The organism is Cyanobium sp. ATX-6F1, assembly GCF_047395825.1.
Lineage (GTDB): Bacteria > Cyanobacteriota > Cyanobacteriia > PCC-6307 > Cyanobiaceae > ATX-6F1.
The window spans coordinates 68,959-88,769 of sequence record NZ_JBCEBF010000003.1 but is presented as its reverse complement, the minus strand read 5'-3'; the positions used below and the strand labels follow the sequence as shown (position 1 = coordinate 88,769).

Annotated in this window: 17 protein-coding genes and 6 pseudogenes; 7 read left to right on the top strand and 16 right to left on the bottom strand. The window is 68.6% G+C overall.

The window, feature by feature from the left end:
• Nucleotides 1–13 precede the first annotated feature (13 nt).
• The 5 genes and pseudogenes from AAF143_RS11865 to dapF form a co-directional block, all read right to left on the bottom strand.
• On the bottom strand, nt 14–187 hold the full coding sequence (locus AAF143_RS11865; protein WP_414027084.1) for a hypothetical protein: 174 nt from the start codon (nt 185–187) through the stop codon (nt 14–16).
• Nucleotides 184–510 (bottom strand): DUF4330 family protein, encoded by a 327-nt coding sequence (locus AAF143_RS11860; RefSeq protein WP_414027083.1) that lies wholly within the window; start codon nt 508–510, stop codon nt 184–186. Before AAF143_RS11860 ends, AAF143_RS11865 begins: the two co-directional genes overlap by 4 nt.
• Before the next feature lie 69 nt (nt 511–579).
• The gene (locus AAF143_RS11855) at nt 580–1,296 is read right to left on the bottom strand and encodes a DUF1995 family protein (protein ID WP_255007450.1); all 717 of its coding nucleotides are present in this window, start codon (nt 1,294–1,296) and stop codon (nt 580–582) included.
• 52 nt (nt 1,297–1,348) lie between these two features.
• Nucleotides 1,349–2,521 (bottom strand): cysteine desulfurase family protein, encoded by a 1,173-nt coding sequence (locus tag AAF143_RS11850; RefSeq protein WP_255007448.1) that lies wholly within the window; start codon nt 2,519–2,521, stop codon nt 1,349–1,351.
• Nucleotides 2,518–3,707, bottom strand: a pseudogene (dapF, locus tag AAF143_RS11845) (diaminopimelate epimerase). Before dapF ends, AAF143_RS11850 begins: the two are co-directional and overlap by 4 nt.
• A 58-nt stretch (nt 3,708–3,765) precedes the next feature.
• Between dapF and AAF143_RS11840 the strand changes: the two are divergent.
• Nucleotides 3,766–3,981: an Hfq-related RNA-binding protein gene (locus AAF143_RS11840; RefSeq protein WP_255007444.1), complete on the top strand. Its 216-nt coding sequence runs from the start codon at nt 3,766–3,768 to the stop codon at nt 3,979–3,981.
• 85 nt (nt 3,982–4,066) lie between these two features.
• Nucleotides 4,067–6,682, top strand: a pseudogene (leuS, locus tag AAF143_RS11835) (leucine--tRNA ligase).
• 22 nt (nt 6,683–6,704) lie between these two features.
• Here the strand turns inward: leuS and AAF143_RS11830 are convergent.
• A pseudogene (locus AAF143_RS11830) lies at nt 6,705–7,822 on the bottom strand (S-(hydroxymethyl)glutathione dehydrogenase/class III alcohol dehydrogenase).
• A gap of 6 nt (nt 7,823–7,828) precedes the next feature.
• Nucleotides 7,829–9,430 carry a glucose-6-phosphate isomerase gene (locus AAF143_RS11825; RefSeq protein WP_255007737.1) on the bottom strand — a complete coding sequence of 534 codons (1,602 nt, stop codon included), beginning with the start codon at nt 9,428–9,430 and terminating at the stop codon, nt 7,829–7,831.
• Between the two features lie 218 nt (nt 9,431–9,648).
• Here AAF143_RS11825 and AAF143_RS11820 point away from each other — a divergent pair.
• Nucleotides 9,649–10,487: pseudogene (locus AAF143_RS11820) on the top strand (helicase DnaB).
• On the opposite strand, the gene AAF143_RS11815 reads toward AAF143_RS11820, so the two are convergent.
• From AAF143_RS11815 to AAF143_RS11795, 5 genes are all read right to left on the bottom strand, one after another.
• Complete coding sequence (locus tag AAF143_RS11815; protein ID WP_414027082.1) at nt 10,473–10,889, bottom strand: N-acetylmuramoyl-L-alanine amidase; 417 nt, start codon at nt 10,887–10,889, stop codon at nt 10,473–10,475. The pseudogene AAF143_RS11820 and the gene AAF143_RS11815 overlap by 15 nt on opposite strands.
• Nucleotides 10,886–11,215 (bottom strand): hypothetical protein, encoded by a 330-nt coding sequence (locus AAF143_RS11810; RefSeq protein ID WP_414027081.1) that lies wholly within the window; start codon nt 11,213–11,215, stop codon nt 10,886–10,888. Before AAF143_RS11810 ends, AAF143_RS11815 begins: the two co-directional genes overlap by 4 nt.
• Nucleotides 11,216–11,386: 171 nt before the next feature.
• Nucleotides 11,387–12,913, bottom strand: coding sequence for a M61 family peptidase (locus AAF143_RS11805; protein WP_414027080.1), 1,527 nt, complete (start codon nt 12,911–12,913; stop codon nt 11,387–11,389).
• Nucleotides 12,885–13,130 carry a hypothetical protein gene (locus tag AAF143_RS11800; RefSeq protein WP_414027079.1) on the bottom strand — a complete coding sequence of 82 codons (246 nt, stop codon included), beginning with the start codon at nt 13,128–13,130 and terminating at the stop codon, nt 12,885–12,887. Before AAF143_RS11800 ends, AAF143_RS11805 begins: the two co-directional genes overlap by 29 nt.
• Nucleotides 13,131–13,141: 11 nt before the next feature.
• The gene (locus tag AAF143_RS11795; protein WP_414027078.1) at nt 13,142–13,372 is read right to left on the bottom strand and encodes a DUF1257 domain-containing protein; all 231 of its coding nucleotides are present in this window, start codon (nt 13,370–13,372) and stop codon (nt 13,142–13,144) included.
• Nucleotides 13,373–13,492: 120 nt separating this feature from the next.
• Between AAF143_RS11795 and purN the strand changes: the two genes are divergently transcribed.
• On the top strand, nt 13,493–14,170 hold the full coding sequence (gene purN, locus AAF143_RS11790) for a phosphoribosylglycinamide formyltransferase (RefSeq protein WP_255007433.1): 678 nt from the start codon (nt 13,493–13,495) through the stop codon (nt 14,168–14,170).
• Here the strand turns inward: purN and argC are convergent.
• On the bottom strand, nt 14,161–15,255 hold the full coding sequence (gene argC, locus AAF143_RS11785; protein ID WP_255007431.1) for an N-acetyl-gamma-glutamyl-phosphate reductase: 1,095 nt from the start codon (nt 15,253–15,255) through the stop codon (nt 14,161–14,163). The two genes, purN and argC, sit on opposite strands and share 10 nt — an antisense overlap.
• 146 nt (nt 15,256–15,401) lie before the next feature.
• On the opposite strand from argC, the pseudogene ribB reads away from it, so the two are divergent.
• Nucleotides 15,402–15,888 (top strand): annotated as a pseudogene (gene ribB, locus AAF143_RS11780) (3,4-dihydroxy-2-butanone-4-phosphate synthase); the annotation flags it as partial.
• Entirely contained in the window at nt 15,868–16,992 is a 1,125-nt protein-coding gene (ribA, locus tag AAF143_RS11775; protein WP_414027497.1) for a GTP cyclohydrolase II, read from the top strand. The pseudogene ribB and the gene ribA, both read left to right, overlap by 21 nt.
• 53 nt (nt 16,993–17,045) lie before the next feature.
• Here the strand turns inward: ribA and AAF143_RS11770 are convergent, their stop codons facing one another.
• Entirely contained in the window at nt 17,046–17,486 is a 441-nt protein-coding gene (locus AAF143_RS11770) for a peptidylprolyl isomerase (RefSeq protein ID WP_255007429.1), read from the bottom strand.
• A gap of 68 nt (nt 17,487–17,554) precedes the next feature.
• Between AAF143_RS11770 and mtnP the strand changes: the two genes are divergently transcribed.
• Nucleotides 17,555–18,475, top strand: coding sequence for an S-methyl-5'-thioadenosine phosphorylase (gene mtnP / locus AAF143_RS11765; RefSeq protein WP_255007427.1), 921 nt, complete (start codon nt 17,555–17,557; stop codon nt 18,473–18,475).
• Here mtnP and murQ read toward each other — a convergent pair.
• A pseudogene (gene murQ, locus AAF143_RS11760) lies at nt 18,459–19,386 on the bottom strand (N-acetylmuramic acid 6-phosphate etherase). The gene mtnP and the pseudogene murQ sit on opposite strands and share 17 nt — an antisense overlap.
• Nucleotides 19,383–19,805, bottom strand: a complete 423-nt coding sequence (locus tag AAF143_RS11755; RefSeq protein WP_255007423.1) for a DUF3110 domain-containing protein — start codon at nt 19,803–19,805, stop codon at nt 19,383–19,385. Before AAF143_RS11755 ends, murQ begins: the two are co-directional and overlap by 4 nt.
• Nucleotides 19,806–19,811 lie beyond the last annotated feature (6 nt).

Below are 19,811 nucleotides of genomic sequence, written 5' to 3'. Positions count from 1 at the left end.
ACCTTCAGGCTGGTCACCGTGCCGGAGACCCGGAACTGGTTGTCATCCAGTTCGATCGGGGTTCCCACCTTGATGCCCTGCCCCCGAACTCCACACCCTCCTTGGTGATCTGACCCTGGCCCTGGAGCAGGAAACGGGCATCAAGGGTGCTGAACACCCTCTGGTTGGGGTCATCCACCGTGATCACCCGACCAGCCGGGGTGATCGTGGAAATGCGGCGGGGCAGGGGGTGACATCCTTGACCGTGACGCTGCCGTGGGGCTGGTTGCGAATCACGATGTTGAGGCTGCCCTTCTGCTTGGCGGCGGCGATCAAGGCGGCGGGGTCGGCGGCTGGGATGCCCCGCACATCGACGGTCACCGTGATCGGCTTGAGCGCTCCGGTGGCCTTGGCGACCGCACCGCTGAGTTTGGGGCTCCAGATCACCCCCACCGCGGCGAGTACCACGGCGAGCGCAGCGCCGATGTCCACCAAACCGATGGAACGGCGGTTCGATTGCTGGGCAGCCATGGCGCTTGAGCAGACGCTGAAGTGTACGGAGACTCCCCCGACCACACCAGGGGGCCAGATGGCCCCCGCTCAGTTGCGCAGGCCCTCGATGAAACGATCGAGGGCCCCCAGGCCGGCGGCCACATCGAGGCCTTGACCCTCCGCGGCCAGGGCCTGATCGATCTCCTCCGGGTCGGGTTTGGTCTCGAATCGGCTGGCCAGCCGGAACCCGTCGGGGTCCTGGCGGTAGAGCTCCCAGGAGTCCGGGAAGCTGCGCCGCAGGGCGGAGGCGCCGCGGGGGATCAGGGCGTAGGCCGACTCCCACGTGGCCAGGAAGCCACGGCGGCGCTCCCGGGCCACACTGCCGATGCCGATGGCGGCATCCTCCAGACGGCCGTTGAGCAACACCACGGCGCCACGGTGCGCCTGACAGATCTCCTCCACCTCGCTGTACTCGGCCTGGGATGGGGCCGCCAGCACCAGCACCCCATCGTCAGCCGCTGCGTCACCGGTCTCGGCGGCCCGCCTCTGCAGGCGTTGGCGGTCACTGAGGCTGGTCAGCCGATCGGCCTGATCCGGAGCATCCCGGCGGGCCAGGGCAGCGGCGCCGGCATCGGTGAACACGAGGGTGGCCCTGGGTTCCACCCTATTGAGTGCATTCAGCAGCCGCAGAGCCACGGGCAGCAGCCGCAGTCCCTCGAAGCGCAGTTCCACGGTCCAGCGACCGCCGGCGCGGGCGCCCAGAGCCTGGACCAGGGCGGCCAGGGCCTGGGCCTCGGCGGCGCGCAGATCGGCGGGAAGCACCATGAAACGAGGCTCGACGGAATGGGGGCGCCAAGGCGATGCCCTGACGGGGACCTTACCCAGCGGCCACGGCCGCCTGGGCCCGCCCCAGGGCCAGCGCGAAACCCGACAGATCCTCGTCCCGCAGCCAGGGCCCGAGGCTGATGCGCAGGGCCGAGGCGGCCCGGGCCGGTTCCACACCCATGGCCATCAGCACGGGGCTGGCGCTCGCCAGACCACTGCTGCAGGCGGTGCCGCTGCTGACCGCATAACCCTCACGCCAGAGCTCCTCCACCAGGCGACGACCTGGCAGTGGCTCGCCTCCTGGAAATGACACCAACAGACTGATGTGATGGGGCAGCCGCTCGCTAGGGCAGCCGGAGAGCTCGAGGCCAGGGATCGCCAGCAGCTCCGCCAGCAGGCGATCCCGCAGCGGTTGGATCGGATCACCTCCATGGCTGGCCAGGCGAGCGTTCGCCAGGGCCATCGCCTCGGCAAAGCCCGCCGCCAGGGCCACGGCTTCGGTGCCGCCGCGCCGTCCGGCCTCCTGTCTGCCGCCATCGACGAGCGGTGCGAAGCGCAGGCCAGGGGAAGCGACGAGCGCGCCGATGCCCCGGGGGCCCTGGAACTTGTGGGCCGTGAAACTGAACAGATCCACCGGCAGTGTCTTGAGATTGATCGGCCGGTGACCCACCACCTGCACCGCATCGGTATGGAACAACACGCCCGCCGCGCGGCAGCGCTCACCGATGGCCTCGATCGGCTGCAGGGTGCCCACCTCGCTCTGACCCCAGATCACCGACACCAGCCGGGTGGGGGGCTCCAGAAGGGTTTCCAGGGCGCTCAGGTCAACCCGGCCGAAACGATCCACCGGCAAGAACGCCAGCTCCCATCCCTGGCGCTCCAGCCGCCGGGCGGCGGCGGCAACGGCGGGGTGCTCCACGGCCGAGATCACCAGCCGCCCAGGGTTCAGATGGGCCGTTGCCCCCAGCAGGGCGGCCTGGGCCGCTTCGGTGCCACCGGAGCAGAAGGTGAGCTCAGCTGGGTCGCAGCCGAGCCCAGTGGCGATGGCCAGCCGACTGCGCTCCAGGCGATCGGCAGCCGCCAGACCGAAACCATGCAGGCTCGATGGATTCGCCCAGGCCTCCTGGTGGGCCTTGGCGATCGCCTCCAGCACCGAGTCCGCCGGTGGCGCCGTGGCGCAGGCATCCAGATAGACACTGGCCCGATCAACCAAGGGGGCGCTCAAGGGCCTTCAAGGGGTGCCCCGCCGGGCCCCTGACGGGAGCGGCTGCGGGACTCCAGGGAGCTGCTGGCCAAGGCGACCAGATCATCGAGGGAACGCTCACTCAGCAGGGCGGCCACCCGCGAGCGGGCCTCGGCACTGGCGCAGGCCTCCGGGCGGACGCAGCCCTGCACGCAGACCACGGCACATTGAATGTCGGGTGGAGCAACGACCGAGGCCGGATCTTGGCAGGGAGCATCCGCGGCTGAGACGGGAGAAGGAGCAGCAGAGTCAACCGACGGGGGCTCCGGGAGTTCAGAGATCGCTGGGGCTTCCCACAGGGGCCGCATCTCGTGCTCTTCGGTGGCCAGTACGCCATCGAAGACCAGCTCCGCCGGACCGGTCATGAACAGGTGGTTGCTGGAGGGATCCCAGGAGATCTGCAATGGACCGCCGGGCAGATCAAGACGGGCGGCGGCCTCACACAGCCCGAGCCGATGCATCACCACGAGAGCGGCGCAGGCTCCGGTGCCACAGGCCAGGGTGGGACCCGCCCCCGCTCCCACACCCGCAGGCGCAGGTGGGTGGGGCTCAGCACCTGGACGAAATGAACGTTGGTGCGGGCCGGGAAACTGGGATGGTGCTCAAGCAGCGGACCGAAACGCTCCAGCGGGATGGCCGCCACATCGGCCACGGGCACGACCACGTGGGGATTGCCCATGCCGGCGGCCGCCGCCGCGAACCGCTCACCCTCCAGCTCAAATTCCCCCTGGGGCAGGCCGGCCGCTCCCACCGAGAGCAGGGTGGGCACCTCCGAGGGCACCAGGAACGGCTCGCCCATGTCGACGCGCACGCCGCCATCGCCCTGAAGCTCGGGCACGATCCGACCGGCCAGGGTCTCCACCTGCCAGGTACGCCCCGGGGCGTCACCGTCGCTGTCAGCCAGGAACCGGGCCAGGCAGCGGATGCCGTTGCCGCACATCTCAGGCTCGGTGCCATCGGCGTTGAAGATGCGCATGCGCAGCTCGCCGCCCTCCCTGGGCGGCAAGGCCAGGATGATCCCATCGCCTCCAACACCGAAGCGGCGATCACAGAGCTGCCGCACCAACTCAGGGGTGAGGCCGAAGCAGAAGGCGGGATCGGTTTCCGTGCGGCCATCCAGCAGCAGAAAATCGTTGCCCAATCCCTGGTATTTGCTGAACTGGAGCACCGAACTCGCCCTTTCTGCCAAGGGATGGCATCTTAGGAAGGTGCCGATTGAACCAGCCTTGGCCCTCCTGGACACCTCCCTACCGGGTGTAAGGCAACTGCAGAATTGGATTCGCGCCAAGACGGCGGTGCAGGTGCAGCTCCACGACGGCACCAAACTCGACGGCCTCCTGGATTGGCAGGACGTGGAATTTCTTGCCCTGCGCCTCCCCAACGACAGCGATCCGGTGCTGATCCAGCGCCTCTCCGTGACCGTGATCCGTTCCTTGGGCTGATCCCAGGGCCAACATGGGGCGCATCGGGTTGTGGCACCATCACGGGCGTGAGCTGTGGCCCAATCCTGGCGGCCTCGGCCGAGCGATGGCCGTGACCGACCCTTCCCGCTACCAGCCCCAGGCGATCGAGGAGCGCTGGCAGGCCCGCTGGCAGGAGCAGCGGCTGCACGCCACGCCGGAACCGGGAGAGAGCCCGTACTACGCCCTCTCGATGTTTCCCTACCCGTCGGGGAACCTGCACATGGGCCATGTGCGCAATTACGTGATCACCGATGTGATCGCCCGGGTGCAGCGGCTGCGGGGTCGCCAGGTGCTCCACCCGATGGGCTGGGATGCCTTCGGCCTGCCGGCGGAGAACGCCGCGATCGAACGGGGCATCGACCCGGGGGATTGGACCGACAGCAACATCGCCCAGATGCGCCGCCAGCTGCAGCGGCTGGGACTCTCGATTGACTGGGATCGGGAGCTGGCCACCTGCCACAGCACGTACTACCGCTGGACCCAGTGGCTGTTCCTGCAGTTCCTCGATGGGGGCCTGGCCTACCAGAAGGACGCCACGGTCAACTGGGATCCGATCGATCAGACCGTGCTCGCCAACGAGCAGGTGGACGGGGAGGGGCGCTCCTGGCGCTCCGGTGCCCTGGTGGAGAAACGCAAGCTGCGCCAGTGGTTCTTGAAGATCACCGACTACGCCGATGCCCTGCTCGACGACCTCAAACTGCTGGAGGGCTGGCCGGAGCGTGTGCGCACCATGCAGGCCAACTGGATCGGCCGCTCCGTGGGGGCCGAACTGCGTTTCCCCGTACTGGATGGGGAAGGTGCCGAAACCGGCGAGGCGATCACGGTGTTCACCACCCGCCCCGACACGGTGTTTGGCGTGAGCTACCTGGTGCTAGCGCCCGAGCATTCCCTGGTGGCAGCACTCACCATCCCTGAACAGGAGCCTGCCGTGGCCGCCTTCCAAGACCGTGTGAGCCGACAGAGCGAACAGGAGCGCACCGCCGAGGACAAGCCCAAACAGGGGATCCCCCTGGGGACCTCGGTGCGCAACCCCTTCAACGGCGAGACGATCCCCCTCTGGATCGCCGACTACGTGCTCGCCGACTACGGCACCGGGGCGGTGATGGGAGTGCCGGCCCACGACCAGCGGGATTTTGTGTTTTCCCGCCGCTACGAGCTGCCGGTGCGGCAGGTGATCGTGCCCGCCGGCGCGGATGAACACGCCTTCGAGGGCGGTGCCTGGACCGAAGCCGGTGTGCTGATCCACTCCGGTGCCTTCGATGGAGTGCCCTCAAAGGAGGCCAAGGCCGGGATCATCGCCCTGGCGGAACAGCAGGGCTGGGGCCAGGGCCGGGTGCAGTTCCGACTGCGCGACTGGCTGATCTCCCGTCAGCGCTACTGGGGCTGCCCGATCCCAGTGATCCACTGCGACCACTGCGGTGTGGTGCCCGTGCCCGAGGAGCAGCTGCCGGTGGAGCTTCCGCGGAACGTCGCCTTCAGCGGCAAGGGCGCCTCACCCCTGGCCCAGCTCAAGGACTGGGCCGAGGTGCCCTGCCCCAGCTGTGGGGCCCCTGCCCGGCGCGAAAGCGACACCATGGACACCTTCATCTGCTCGTCCTGGTACTACCTGCGCTACTGCGACCCCCACAACACGTCCCTGCCCTTCGGGCGTGAGGCCGCCGACCGCTGGCTGCCCGTGGATCAGTACGTGGGCGGCATCGAGCACGCCATCCTGCACCTGCTCTATTCCCGCTTCTTCACCAAGGTGCTGCGGGACCGGGGCCTGCTGGGCTTCGACGAGCCCTTCCTGCGCCTGCTCACCCAGGGCATGGTGCAGGGGATCACCTACAAGAATCCCCACACCGGCAAGTACATCCCTCCGGCGGAGGTGGCCGACCCCAGCGACCCCCGCGACCCGCTCACGGGCGAGGTGCTGGAAGTGTTCTACGAAAAGATGTCGAAGTCGAAGCACAACGGCGTCGATCCAGCCGTGGTGATCGACCGCTACGGCGCCGACACGGCCCGCATGTTCATTCTGTTCAAAGCCCCTCCCGAGAAGGATCTGGAGTGGGATGACGCCGACGTGGAGGGTCAGTTCCGCTTTCTGCAACGGCTCTGGCGGTTGGTGGAGGGGGCCGTGGAACGAGGCCTGAGCCTGGAGGCTGCACCCCGTCCGTCGGGTCCAGGCTTGCTCGGATCAGCCGATCTGACCCCCAGGAACAGGAGCTCCGCCGGGCGGTCCACACCGCCATTGCCGCCATCGACCACGACCTGGCTGATGGCGCCTACCAGCTGAACACCGCCGTCTCGGAGCTGATGAAGCTCAGCAATGCCATGGCGGGGGGCCTGGAAAGCGTGGGTGAACCCGTGGCCCAGGAAGCCCTCCACGCCCTGGTGGTGCTGCTGGCCCCCTTCGCCCCCCACCTGGCCGAGGAGCTGTGGTTGAAGCTGGGGGCGGCGGCAGCGTGCACCAGCAACGCTGGCCCAGCGCCGATGGCAGCGCCCTGGTGCGCGACAGCCTTGAACTGGTGATTCAGGTGAAGGGCAAGGTGCGCGGCAGCCTCACCGTGCCGGCCGATGCCGATGCCGCCACCCTGGAACGGCTGGCCCTCGGCAGCGACGTGGCCCTCAAGTGGCTGGAGGGCCAGCCCCCCGTCGGGTGATCGTGGTGCCCGGCAAACTCGTGAACCTGGTGCCCTGAGGGTCCAGGGACGTCTCCTGGTTCAGAGGTCGTAGCGGATCACCGTGCGGATGCTCTGGCCGGAGTGCATCAGCTCGAAGGCCTCATTGATCGCCCCCAGCCCCAGGGTGTGGGTGATGAACAGCTCCAGGGGGATCTCCCCCGCTGGGCCATCTCCACGTAACCCGGCAATTCCGTGCGCCCACGCACCCCACCGAAGGCCGAGCCGCGCCAGACACGTCCCGTCACCAGCTGGAACGGCCGCGTGGAGATCTCCTGGCCGGCGCCGGCCACGCCGATGATCGTGGATTCGCCCCATCCCTTGTGACAGCTCTCCAAGGCGGCGCGCATCACCTCGACGCTGCCGATGCACTCAAACGAGTAATCGACACCGCCATCGGTGAGATCGATCAACACCTGCTGGATCGGAGCGTCGTAATCGCGGGGATTGAGGCAATCGGTGGCCCCCAGCTGGCGGGCGATCGCGAACTTCTCGGGGTTGGTGTCGATGGCGATGATCCGTGAGGCCTGGGCCATCACCGCACCGATCACCACCGCCAGCCCGATGCCCCCCAGGCCGAACACGGCCACGGTGCTGCCGGGTTCCACCTTGGCGGTGTTGCGCACGGCGCCGATGCCGGTGGTGACCCCACAACCGAGCAGACAAACCTGGTCGAGGGGCGCCTGGGGATTGATCTTGGCCACGGCAATCTCCGGCACCACCGTGTATTCGGAGAAGGTGGACGTACCCATGTAATGGAAGATCGGCTGGCCGTTCTTCGAGAAGCGGCTGCTGCCATCGGGCATCAGCCCTTGGCCCTGGGTGGTGCGGATCGCCTGACAGAGATTGGTTTTTCCCGAAAGGCAGAACGTGCAGCGCCGGCATTCCGGCGTGTAGAGGGGGATCACGTGGTCGCCCACCGCCACCGAGCTCACCTCGGCTCCGATCGCCTCCACCACGGCGCCGCCCTCGTGGCCGAGGATCGCTGGAAACACTCCTTCGGGGTCGGCGCCGGAGAGGGTGAAGGCATCGGTGTGGCAGACCCCCGTGGCCACCACCCGCAGCAACACCTCACCGGGCGCCGGTGGGGCGACCTCGATGTCGGTGATCTCCAGGGGCTGGCCCGGGGCCCAGGCCACGGCGGCACGGGATCGAATCATCGCGACTCAGTTCCGTTGGAAGGTCAAGGTGGTGGGATTGGACCAATCACCCGTCGCGCCGTACCCCCGACCGGCGGCGCTCAGACGGCGCAGGATCCAGAACGGCTGCTCCGGACTGTGCAGATCCAGGCTGGCCGCGATCGCCTCCAGGTTGCGGGGCACCCCATCGGCCAGCAGCTCTTCCAGCTGGGCCTGGAGCGCCAGCACCTCGGCGGCGGCCTGCTTGCCGGCTTCCACCCCGGGCTGGTGGTAGGCGTTCACATCGATCAGTTCGCCGTAGAGCCCGACCGCCCGCTCGAACAGGGCGATCAGGGCCCCCAGGCTGCGTTCATCGAAGCGGCGCAGGGTCAGGGTGAGGCTCTGGCGACCGCCTTCGCTCAGGGCGGCGCGGGTCCCCTGGAAAAAGCCATCCAGGAAGTCGCCCGGGTGCTCGCCGCCGATCGGAGCGATGTCGGCGGGATCTTCGAGCACCTCGATGAAGGTGACAAAGAAGTTGTCGAGGCCATCACGCAACTGCTGCACATAGGCGTGCTGGTCGGTGGAGCCCTTGTTGCCGTAGACCGCCAGCCCCTGGTGCACCACCTCGCCCTGGCGGTTGAGGCGCTTGCCCAGCGATTCCATCACCAACTGCTGCAGGTAGCGACTGAACACCTCCAGCCGGTCGCGGTAGGGCAGCACCACCATGTCGCGGCGGCCCCGGCCCTCCCCGGCCGCGTACCAGGCGGCCGCCAGCAGGGCGGCGGGGTTGCGGCGCAGGTCGGGCACCCGGGTGGCCTCATCCATGCGGGCCGCACCCTCCAGGAAGGCGCGCAGATCAGCGCCGATCAGGGCCGCTGGCAGCAGCCCCACGACGCTGGTGATGCTGGTGCGGCCACCCACCCAGTCGAACAGATCGAAGCGCTCCAGCCAGCCCTCGGCGACCGCCTTGCGGTCCAGGGCGCTGCCGGCCATGGTCACCGCCACCGCCTGGGCGGCCCATTGGCCCCCGAGGGCCTCCAGCCGCGCCTGGGCCTGTTCCTGGCCGATGCGGGGCTCGGGGGTGCCGCCGGATTTGCTGACCACGATCACCAGGCTGGTGCGCAGCTTCTCCCCGAGGCCCGCGAGCACGCGGCTGAAGCCCTCAGGATCGACATTGTCGAAGAAGTGGAACGGCAGCCCCCGCCCCTGGCGTTGAAGCGCCCGGAGGATCAGCAGCGGCCCCAGGCCCGAGCCACCGATGCCGATCCAGAGCACGTCGGTGAACGCGGCCCCGCCTGGGGCCTGGAGACGGCCCTCAAGCACGGCCTGGCCAAAGGCTTCGATGCGATCGATCTCGCCAGTGATCTGGGCGGCCGTGGCCGCGTCGGGCGCCAGGGCGGGAGCGCGCAGCCAGTAGTGACCCACCTGGCGGCCTTCATCTGGGTTGGCGATGGAACCCGCCTCCAGGGCGGCCAGGGCTGCGAAGGCGCGGCCGAAGGCGGGCTCCAGGGCACCAAGATCGGATTCCCCCAAGGCCATGCGGCTGGGATCGAGCCAGAGGCCCAGGTCGTCGTGGTGCCAGAGCAGGGAGCAGAAGCGGTGCCAAGGCGTCAGCGGTGACGTGGAGGCGGTATCCGGGGGCAAGGTCATGTCGACGGAACGACGTCCTGATCGGCGCACCCCTGAACCTATCCACGGACCCCGCCCGTGAACGGCTCAAGCAAGAGCCGCTGGAACTGGACCCATGACCCCGGCACCCTGGTGGCTCGAGGAAAAGGCACAGGGAACGGGGACGCAGGTAGCAAGCTTTTTCAAAAGTTGTCTAGAGTTTCCTTGCAATTCATACGCCTTTGACCCAGCGACTCCCCATGGACCCTGCTCCGCTGGTGCGGCGACGGTTTTTGGTGGGCCTCAGCCTGGCCATCGGCCTGGCCATCGGCCTGGATGTGGCTCCCCGGGTCAATCGTTGGTCCAGCTCCGTGATCGTGAGCGAACCGGGTCTCAGCGCCAGCGTCGGCACCGACAACAGCCGCAGCCAGGCCCTGATCAACGAGGGCCAGCGGCCCGATCCCACGGCCTTCAGCCCCCAAGAGCTGCAGGAGCTCCAGCGCCGCTTCGGGGTGCATGGCCCCCAAACACCTCTGGCGCAACTGTTCACCAAGGGGCTTGATGAGCTCACCCCCTGCGCTCGATCACGGTGACCCGACTGGAGGAACTGCGGCCCACGATCCTGGTCGAGAGCCGCCGCCGGGGCGTCAACCCGATGCTGGTGGCGGCGATTCTCTTCGATGAGATGCAGCACGCCAAGCCCGGTGAAGACCTGCCCCTGGCCGCCCATTCCGGCCTGTTCAGCACCCATGGGCCCGCCCAGCTGGGGTTGAGCGAGATGGTGAAGCAGGGGCTCCTGAGCCCTCAGGCCAGCCAGGCAGAGATTCAGGCCGCCCGCGATCAGCTCCTGGATCCCCGGCGCAACGTGCAGTTGCTGGTGGGGCAGCTGGCCCGCCAGAAGAAACTGCTCGGCATCTCCACCGAGCGCCCGCTCAATGCCAGCACCCGCCCCCGGGACGCCAAGGCCATCGCCACGTTGGCCTACCTCCACAACGGCAAACTCGACTACTCCACCCGCATCCTGCGTTACATGCAGGACCCTGAACTGCACGCCCTGATCTATTCCGTCCGCAAGGCGCCGGTCTCAACCCTGATCTGAGCGGCTTTCAGCAGAGTCGGCCCAGGGCCGCCAGGCGCATCTGAAGGGCGCTCCAATCGAAGCTGCGGGGATCCTGGCGTTCCCCTCCGAGATCCACCGCCCGGTGGGTGGTGATCGACTGGGGGGAATGGGAAAGCGCTTCATCCAGTCGGCCAGCACCACGGCGGTCGCATCCAGCTGGGCGGCGGTGTAGCCGCTGTGCTCGGAGTCATCGTTTTCGCCATCCAAGGGCGTTTCCAGGCTGAGGTGCAGAGCGAAGTTGTTGACCGAGCCATTGAGCTTCGGGTTGGTGACCACCCACTGGCCGTTGAAGGCCGAGTTGCCCGCCCCGAAGGCCCGCCGGGAGGGGTCGAGCACCTGGACTACCTCGCCCTGGAGCCCGATCAGCGTGTGGTAGCTCACCTGATCCTCATCGCTGGGATGGGGGTGACGAAGGTGTTGATCGCCGAGGACAACCCATAAACGGTTTCATGCAGGACGATCAGCCGAGGGGTTGGATCGACCGGTTGGCCGAAGGCGTCCTGGTTGAAGCGCTCGCCGTAGTTGGTGGGATCGGTGTCCAGATGGAAGGTGCGTTGCTGAAGCACGGCACTCAACCGCTGCAACCGCTGCTTGAGGGCCGCATCGGTGCCGCGGCACTGGCGGCGCAGGGGGCTGCTCCAGGCCTGGACCGGTGGCGGGGTGGGGGCCCGGCGGGGAAGCCCCTCATTCGTGGAGGAACCCTGCACCCCGTCGCGCAGGAAGCTCAGCAGGCTGGAATCGCGACGCTCAGGGGGCGCTCGCCGATCGCCCGAGCCAGCCAGCCCAACCCCAGTAGGCAGGCCATCCCCCCAACCCGATCGCCAGCACCAGGGGCCGGGAGCTCCGCCTTCGGGCCCAGAGAAGTCGCTCCGGGGGTCTCAACATCGAACCGTCTCAGGGTCCGGCAGCCGGGCGGGCTCCGGCTCCAGGGCCAGCCAACGTCGGCGCCGCTCCTCGGCATCAGCCGGTGCCTGGGGATCGATCCTGAGCGTCCAGCGCTCGATCGCGGGCGCTGAACTGGTGAACGCCAGCTCCATCACCTGGCCACGCCGGGCCAGCAGCAACCGCTGGCCGCGATCCTTCCGCAGCAAGGGAGGAAGATCCTCCGCCTGGCGCAGCCGCACCCCATCGAGGGCCAACAGCTCGTCGCCCAGCTCGAGACCCGAGCGTTCCCCCGGTCCATGGCGCGGCAGCTTGCGCACCACCAGGACCTGGTGGGGATCGATCTGGCAGACGATGCCGCTCTCGGGGTGGCTGGCGGGTTCCGCCACCAGCTCCAGACCCATATCGGCGAGGTAAGCCGCAAAGGGCGGATCCTCCGTGGAGCCCAGCCAGGCGGGCAGCAAGGCCTCCAGGTCAGAAGAGCGCCGGGCAAAGGCGGCGATCAGGTCCGCCTCGCGATAGCCCCGCCCGACCCGCCCCAGCCGCCGCCAGAGATCCCGCACCACCACGAACAGGGCCGATCCGGCCCGTCGCAGGTGCAGATCGAGCACCAAGGCCAGCAGCGCCCCTTTCAGGTAGTAGCTGATCTGGTTGTCGTCGCTTGAGGCATCGCGTTTGTAGAGCTTCACCCAGGCCTGCTCGCTGCTCTGGCGCAGGCTCTGCACCCGTCGGCCAGGGGTGAGCAGGTAGCGGCTGAAATCGGCGCCGAGATCCTCCAGGGCCGCTGCCTCATCACTGAGCCCTGCGGCGAAGGGCAGCAATTGATCGACGTAGCTGGTGATCCCTTCGGCGAACCAGAGGCTGGGCACCACGACGCTCTGGTGGTAATCGATCGGCGTGAGTTCGGCGGGCCGCAGCCTGCGGACGTTCCACTGGTGCAGGTATTCATGGCCCACCAACTGCAGCAACTTGCGCAGGCCATCAGGCCGGCCCAGCGCCTTGCGACCGAACTGGAGCACCGTGCTGGCATCGTGCTCCAAGCCGCCATAGCCCTCATCGAGCAGATGCAGGACGAACAGATAGTTGTCGGCTGCCGGGGCTGGTTCACCCATGAACAGACAACAACGGCGGCAGATCGCCGCCACCTGCTCCAGCAGCTCGGAATGGAGCTCCAGCAGGGGACGGCCCGTCTCCCAGGTGACCCAGCGGTGGGGCACCCCGTGCACCTCGAAACGGTGCTCCCGGTGGGGGCCCGCCTCCACTGGCGCATCGACGAGGGCATCGAAATCAGCAGCGATCCAGCTGCCATCCGCCTCCCGGGGCAGGGGCACGAAGGCCTCCCAGCCTTCCGGCAGCTCCAGGCGCAGGCGGTGGGGGTTCCAGCGCTCGCCCTCCACCTCCAGGGCGAGCGCCGCCAGGGCCAGAAAGCCGTGCTGGCCATTGAGATGGCAGGTGCGCACACTGAGGTCGGTGGCCAGCGTCTCGGTGCGGATCTCAATGGGCTGATGCCCTGAAGGCTCCACTTCCCAGGCGGCCGGCGCCAGCTGGCGCAGCGGCAGGACTTGCCCCCTGCCACACCTCCAGCCGCTCCAGATGGCGCACGTAGTCGCGGATCAGGTACGACCCCGGCGTCCAGCCCGGCAACCGAAAGCGCAGCACCCGGTTGGGGGCAGCCAGGGAGAGGGTGGCCCGCACCAGAGGCTGGTGAGGAGCAGTCAGATTCAAGGTCAGCTCAGGCACCGGCGCCGGGCTCAGCGATCGAGGTGAACGCTGCCCGTCGGGAGCAGCAGGGCGGCATCCCGAAGCGCGGCGCGGGCGGCGTAGCTGCGGGTAAGGCGGCCCAGCAACGGCGCCACCTGATGGCTGCGGCTGAGTCGCTGCAGGTCACCCACCAGGGCCAGTTCACCGCTGGGTTGACGCCGCCAGCCCAGGGCCAGATCGGAGGAGAGCCGCACCTGCAACTCCACCGGCTCGGCTTCCACCGGCAAATCCAGGAAGCTTCCCCCCAGCGGGGCTCCAAGCCCAGATCAGCCAGACTCGCTGCCAGCACATCGGTGTCCCGAAGCACAGTGGGCAGGATGGAGAGATGGGACATGGATCCGATGCCCGTTCCGGCCGACCCTAGCGAGCCCATCCCGGGGATCCAGTGGCCGTTGCCACAGGCCTGGCCCCGTTTGAGGGCGCCCCTGCGGCTGGGGGTGATGGCCTCGGGGGCGGGAAGCAACTTCGAAGCCCTGGTCAACGCCACTCGCCAGGGGCCCCTCGACGCAAGCGTGGAGCTGCTGGTGGTCAACAACCCCGGTTGCGGCGCCCAGAACCGCGCCACGCGCCTGCAGGTGCCCTGGCAACTGCGCGACCATCGCCTCCACAGCAGCCGCGCCGACCTGGACCAGGCCCTCGTCAAGGCCTTTGAAGGTGCCCGCGTGGATTTGGTGGTGATGGCCGGCTGGATGCGGATCGTCACGCCCGCCCTGATTGACGCCTACCCCCAGCGCCTGGTGAACATCCACCCCTCCCTGCTGCCCAGCTTCCGCGGCCTGGATGCCGTCGGCCAGGCCCTGGCGGCCGGGGTCGCCCTGAGCGGCTGCAGCGCCCACCTGGTCACGGCGGAGGTGGATGCGGGGCCGATCCTGGCCCAGGCGGCCGTGCCCGTGCTCAGCGATGACGACCATGGGCGGCTGGCGGCCAGGATCCAACGGCAGGAGCACCGGATCCTGCCCCTGGCGGTCGCCCTGGCCGCCCAGCGGCTGGAGCGGACGGCCCGATTCGATCAGGGGTAGAAGGGCAGCAGCGGCAGGCCGGTGGTGGCGCCCAGGCCCGCCAGCAGATTCAGGCACTGCACGCCCTGGCCCGCCTGGCCCTTGATCAGGTTGTCGATGGCGCTCATCACGATCAACTGACCGTTGCGGGAATCCACCTGCACCGACAGCAGGGCGCGGTTGGTCTGGCGCACCCACTTGGTGGAGGGATAGGTGCCCACCGGCAGCACGTCCACGCAGGGGCTGTGGCGGTAAGCCGCCTTCAGCAAGGTGGTGCAGTCTTCGGCCGTGAGGCCAGGATCCCGCAGGCGGCCGTAGACCGTGGCCAGGAGCCCACGCACCATCGGCATCAGGTGGGGGGTGAACTGGAGCTGGATGGAACGCCCCAGGGCCTGACTGGCCGCCTGCTCAATCTCACTGGTGTGGCGATGGCCCAGCACGCCGTAGGGAACCACGGCCTCGGAGGCCTCCGCCAGGAGCAGATTTTCCTTGGCGGCGCGGCCACCGCCGGAGGTGCCTGTCTTGGCGTCGATCACGATGCCACTGGCCTCGATCAGACCTTGCTGCAGGAAGGGCAACAGGGCCAGCAGGCTGGCGGTGGGAAAGCAACCGGGAGCGGCCACCAGGCGGGCTTTGGCGATGCGTTCGGCCTCCCACTCCACCAGCCCATAGGCGGCCTCCTGACAGAGCGCCTCATCGGAGCGTGGAAATTGGCGGGCCTCACTGGCATACACCTCCTTCCACTGGGCCAGGGAGCGGTAGCGGTAGTCGGCGGAGAGGTCGACCACCTTGACGCCCCGCTCCAGCAGATCGGGCACGAGCGTGGAGGCCAGGCCATTGGGCAGGCTGAGCACCGCCAGGTCAGCGGCGGCGGCGATCGCCTCCGGATCGGGACGCTGGATCACCAGATCCTCGGCAAGGGGAAGGAACGGCACCAGCTCGCTCCAGCGCTTGCCCGAACTGCGCTCGCCCCCCAGGAACGTCACCGCCAGGGCGGGATGGTCCTGGAGCAGCCGCACGGTCTGAAGGCCCCCATACCCCGTGGCCCCGATGACCGCCACACCCCGCACGGCCGCGCTGGGATCGGGTGCGGATGGGCTCGCCATGCCAGTGGAACGGGAACGCCAGATCGTACCGGGCTCTATAAAAGTGGATTGAACCAGGGCCATCGGCCTGACCTGCCCTGAGCCAGCTCGCTGCGATCCGCTTCGATTCCATCGCCGATGGCCTTGCCGCCATCCGCAACGGCGACATGGTCGTGGTCGTCGACGATGAGAACCGGGAAAACGAGGGCGACCTGATCTGTGCCGCCCAGTTCGCGACACCAGCCCAGATCAATTTCATGGCCACCGAAGCCCGCGGCCTGATCTGCCTGGCGATGGAGGGCGAGCGGCTCGACGCCCTCGATCTGCCGCTGATGGTGGACCGCAACACCGACAGCAACCAGACCGCCTTCACCGTCAGCGTCGATGCCGGCCCTGAAAACGGCGTCAGCACAGGCATCTCAGCGGAGGATCGGGCGCGCACGATCCAGGTGGCGATCCACTCGGGCAGCCGCCCCGGCGACCTGCGCCGGCCCGGACACGTCTTTCCCCTGCGCGCCCGCCAGGGGTGTGCTCAAACGCGCCGGCCACACCGAGGCGGCCGTGGATCTGGCCCGCCTGGCGGGGCTCTATCCCTCCGGGGTGATCTGCGAGATCCAGAACCCCGACGGGTCCATGGCCCGCCTGCCCCAGCTGGCGGACTATGCCCGCCAGCACGGCCTGCGGCTGATCAGCATCGCCGACCTGATCCGCTACCGCCTCGACACCGAGCGCTTCGTCAGACGGTTGGCGGAAGCTCGCCTACCCAGCAGCTTCGGCAGCTTCCGGGCGATCGGCTTCCGCAACGAACTCGATGGCAGCGAGCACATCGCCATCGTCAAAGGCCAGCCCGAAACCGCCAGCGGCCCGGTGCTGGTCCGCGTGCACTCCGAGTGCCTCACCGGCGATGCCTTCGGCTCCCTGCGCTGCGACTGCCGTCCCCAGCTGGAGGCGGCCCTGCGCATGATCGAAGCGGCCGGCGAGGGGCTGGTGATCTACCTCCGCCAGGAGGGCCGCGGCATCGGCCTGATCAACAAGCTGCGCGCCTACAGCCTCCAGGACGGCGGCCTCGACACGGTGGAAGCCAACGAGCGCCTGGGCTTCGGCGCTGACCTGCGCAACTACGGCATCGGCGCCCAGATCCTCAGCGACCTGGGGGTGCAGCGGTTGCGCCTGATCACCAACAACCCCCGCAAGATCGCCGGCCTGGGCGGTTACGGCCTGCAGGTGGAAGACCGGGTGCCACTGGTGATCGAAGCGGGCGAATACAACGCCGGCTACCTCCAGACCAAGCAAGACAAGCTGGGCCATCTGCTGGACGCCCCCCGGGGCCCCTCGGTGGTGCTGGCCTGGCGGGGATCCGAAGCGCAGCGCACCGAGCTCTGGCAGAGCTTGCAGCAGTGGGCCCAGCAGCTCCAGCTGGGGATCCAACTGGAGGAACATCCGCGCCTGCTGGCCCTGTTGGACCAGCCCGAGCTCGCGGTGCTGCTGGGACCGCTGACAGGTTCGATGGAAGCCAAGGGAGTGAACGGAGCGATCGACGCCGCTGGAGACCTGCCCCTGGAGCGCCTGGGTGAAGGCCTCCAGACCCTGGCCCGCTGGCCCGGTACCCAGGCGGTCAGCCTGCTGCTGGCACCCGATGCCCAGCGCAGTGCCCACCCCAGCGTCACCCTGGAGGCCGAGCTGCGGCCCCTGGTTGAACTGCGGCAGGACCATCCCAGGCTGCGGCTGCAGCCAGGCTCCCTGCTGCGCTGGAGCTGAGGCCCAGAGGGCCAGAGCCAGAGGGTCAGCGCAGCGGTGTCACAGCAGCCGGATCAGGCACTGATCGTCACCTTGTTGATCTTGGTGCCCTTCTGAATCGCCAGCACCACATCCACGTTGGCCGCCTGGCCGAACACCGTGTGCACCCCATCGAGGTGGGGCTGGGCGTCATGGCAGAGGAAGAACTGACTGCCGCCGGTGTTCTTGCCGGCGTGGGCCATCGAGAGGGAGCCGGCCTGGTGCTTGCGGCTGTTGATCTCACAGGGAATCGTGTAGCCGGGGCCGCCGGTGCCCGGCGCGCCCTTGGCCCCGGCGCGGGTGTTGGGGCAGCCGCCCTGGGCCATGAACCCACCGATCACCCGGTGGAAGGCCAGGCCGTCGTAGTAGCCGTCGTTGGCCAACTTGACGAAGTTGGCCACGGTGCCGGGGGCGTCGGCGTCGAACAGCTCCAGTTCGACGGTGCCGGCATCGGTGTCCATCAGGGCTTTGGTCACGGGCAAGGGGGAGGGAAAGGCGGACTGTATCCGCTCGGGTAGAACGGTCGCGCACGATCACGATGGCAATGAGCAGCCCCACCGGCCTCGATCTGGCCACCGCCCGTCTCGGCGTGCTGGGCGGCAGCGGTCTCTATGCCATGGAGGGGCTCGAAGACATCCAGGAGCTGCAGGTGGAGACCCCCTTCGGCGCTCCCTCCGATGCCCTGCGCCTGGGTCGGATCGGCGATCTGGAGGTGGTGTTCCTGGCTCGCCATGGCCGCCACCACACCTTCACCCCCACGGAGGTGCCCTACCGGGCCAACATCTGGGCCCTGCGCTCGCTCGGGGTGCGCTGGATCGTCTCCTGCTCCGCCGTGGGCTCGCTGCTCGAGGAGGTGCGCCCCCTGGACATGGTGGTGCCCGATCAATTCATCGACCGCACCCACCAGCGGCCCCTGACGTTTTTCGGGGAGGGGGCCGTGGCCCACGTGGGCTTTGCCGATCCCTTCTGCCCCGCCCTCAGCCGCCTGCTGGCCGATGTGGCCGACAGCCTGATGCCCGAAGGGCGCCGTCTGCACCGGGGCGGCACCTACCTGTGCATGGAAGGCCCGGCCTTCTCCACCCGGGCTGAATCGCGCTTTTATCAGAGCCTCGACTGCGCGGTGATCGGCATGACCAACCACACCGAAGCGCGCCTGGCGCGGGAGGCGGAGATCGCCTACACCACCCTGGCCATGGCCACCGACTACGACTGCTGGCATGCCGATCACGACGCCGTGAGCGTGGAGATGGTGATCGACAACCTCCGGGCCAATGCGGCCCTGGCCCAGGACATCATCAAAACGGCGGCCGAGCGCATCGCCGCCCAACGCCCCCTGAGCAGCGCCCACCAGGCCCTGCGCCACGCCCTGATGACCCCCAAGGAGCAGGTGCCCGCCAGCACGCGGGCCAAGCTCGACCTGTTCACCACCCCCTACTGGGGAGCGGTGGCTACCGAGCAGCGTTGAGCCGAAGTGCCTCCCGCAACCGGCCGCCCGATTGCTCCAGTCGGGAAGCGGCCTCGGTGGCCGACACCCCCGCTGGGCCATCAGCAACGCCCGCTTCCACCGAACCCCCCGATTCCTCCAGCAACCTGGTGCCCTCTGGGCGCTCCACTCCGGCCAGATCCCGCAGGATGCGCAGGGCCCGGTCTTCCAGCTTGCTGTTGGTGACGGCCACATCGACCATGCGGTTGCCGTGCACCTTGCCCAGGCGCACCATCACTCCCGTGGAGAGGATATTGAGCGCCATTTTTGTGGCGGTGCCGGCCTTGAGCCGGGTGGAGCCGGTGAGCAGCTCGGGGCCCGTCAAGAGACGGATGTCGATGTCGCAGGGCATCGGTGCCTGGTCGGCCGGGACGCAGGCCAGGGCAATCGCCAGGGCGCCGAGCTCCTGCGCCAGCTCCAGGGCCCCGAGCACGTAGGGGGTGGTGCCCCCGGCAGCGATCCCCACCAGGGCATCTGCTTCCGAAAACCCGCGCTCAAGCAGATCGGCGCGGCCGGCCTCCCGCAGGTCTTCGAGGCCCTCGGAGCTGCGCAGCAGGGCCGCTGCCCCCGGCCAGCACCCCCTGCACGAGCTCCGGCGGCGAGCAGAACGTGGGCGGACACTCGGCCGCATCCAGCACCCCCAGGCGCCCCGAGGTGCCGGCACCGAGGTAGAACAAGCGGCCCCCATGGCCGAGGCGAGCGCTGATGGCATCGATCGCCTGGGTCAGCTGGGGGGCAGCGGCGGCCACCGCCTGCTGGGGCCGCCGGTCCTCGTCGCAGAACAGCTGCACCAGCGCAGCGGTGGCCAGCTGATCGAGTTCGGCGCTGGCGGGATTGGGCTGCTCGGTGAGCAAGGCGCCGCGATCGGACGCTGGGCTGGTGAGGGCGCTCACAGCAAGCCCTCCAGCCGGCGGCGGAAGTTTTCGAGTTCTGGATCGCCGGAACTGAGCGACTCCCCTGGGGAGCGAGGGTCCCCTTCCCCTGAACGATCGGCCTGCTCCTGCCAGCTCGAGACATCCATGTTGGCTTCAGGAGGGGCGATCAACAGCCGATCCTCCGCCGACTGGGGCAGAAAACCGCTGGGCACCACCCGCGCCTGGTAGCCCGATTCAGCGCAGAACAGCTCCATCTCCTCACGGTCGAGGGCCTCGACGGAGGGGGTGGGGAAATCCTGGGCTTCCAGCAGGCCGGCGTAACGCTCGGCGTCATCGCGATCCTCGAACAGGAGCACCACCGTGGTGCCGTTCAGCTCCAGGGAATGGATTCCCTCGTTTTCGCTGCCGGCGTCGAAGAGGAGCACATGAACCGGCATCGAGCG

Coding starts and splice junctions, on each gene's coding strand:
- AAF143_RS11860 (WP_414027083.1), bottom strand. CDS start 510: ATGGCTGCCCAGCAATCGAACCGCCGTTCCATCGGTTTGGTGGACATC.
- AAF143_RS11855 (WP_255007450.1), bottom strand. CDS start 1,296: ATGGTGCTTCCCGCCGATCTGCGCGCCGCCGAGGCCCAGGCCCTGGCC.
- AAF143_RS11825 (WP_255007737.1), bottom strand. CDS start 9,430: ATGACCTTGCCCCCGGATACCGCCTCCACGTCACCGCTGACGCCTTGG.
- purN (WP_255007433.1), top strand. CDS start 13,493: ATGCCCGTTCCGGCCGACCCTAGCGAGCCCATCCCGGGGATCCAGTGG.
- argC (WP_255007431.1), bottom strand. CDS start 15,255: ATGGCGAGCCCATCCGCACCCGATCCCAGCGCGGCCGTGCGGGGTGTG.
- ribA (WP_414027497.1), top strand. CDS start 15,868: ATGGCCCGCCTGCCCCAGCTGGCGGACTATGCCCGCCAGCACGGCCTG.
- mtnP (WP_255007427.1), top strand. CDS start 17,555: ATGAGCAGCCCCACCGGCCTCGATCTGGCCACCGCCCGTCTCGGCGTG.
- AAF143_RS11755 (WP_255007423.1), bottom strand. CDS start 19,805: ATGCCGGTTCATGTGCTCCTCTTCGACGCCGGCAGCGAAAACGAGGGA.